The sequence below is a fragment of the Streptosporangium jomthongense genome (assembly GCF_042650425.1).
Taxonomy (GTDB): Bacteria; Actinomycetota; Actinomycetes; order Streptosporangiales; family Streptosporangiaceae; genus Streptosporangium.
This window is the reverse complement of record NZ_JBHSBC010000062.1, coordinates 1-714: the sequence shown is the minus strand read 5'-3', so window position 1 is coordinate 714 and position 714 is coordinate 1. Positions and strand designations below refer to the sequence as shown.

1 pseudogene is annotated in these 714 nt (G+C 63.9%); it reads right to left on the bottom strand.

Annotation, left to right across the window (positions count from 1 at the left end):
• Positions 1-714 (bottom strand): annotated as a pseudogene (locus tag ACFOYY_RS41360) (hypothetical protein); the annotation flags it as partial.

The following is a 714-nucleotide window of genomic DNA, read 5'->3' as shown; positions in this document are numbered from 1 at the left end:
TCACCGTCGGGGTGCGGGCCCTCGGGGTAGCCGAAGATGAAGACGGGCTGGCCGGTCTTCTGGTTCCACGCGAAGCCCTGGCCACCGACGTTGTCACCGAGGCGACCGGCGTCCTTGGAGATCTCGATGCGGTAGGTCTCAACCCAGTACAGCTGAGCGGTGGTGGTCTTGACCCAGCCCTTGACGTAGTAGTGGGCCTCGTACCACGCGATCTCGTTGCCGTTGGCGTCCTTGTCGGCGCTGAGTTCGCCAAGGAAGCCGCCGTTGGCCTTCTTGGCCAGCAGCTCCTTGTAGGTCTCCTGGCTGATCGCGGTCTTCTTGTCGCTCTCGACACCGCACCAGCTGGGGCAGCGCTCGCCGTTCTTCAGCGCGGAGGTGCCCTCGGGGGCAGCCTTGTACTGAGCAGCGGTGACCTCGACCGGAACCAGCTTGACGGTCTTGTCCTCGCCCTCGCCCTTGGCGTAGGCCTTGGCCTCAGCCTCGGTGAAGGAAGCCTTCGGCGGGTTGACCGTCTCGACCTTGGGGTTGGCGGCGGCGGTCTTGTACGGACCGTTGACGCCGTACTTGGAGACGCCCTGGTTGTACTCGGACTCGGAGATCTCCTTCTTGTCAATCCACTTCGGACCGACGAAGGAGTTGTACTCGCCCACGGTGACCTGCTTGCTGCCACCGTAGAAGACACCGTTGTAGACGGTGACGAACGCGTAGTCGCGG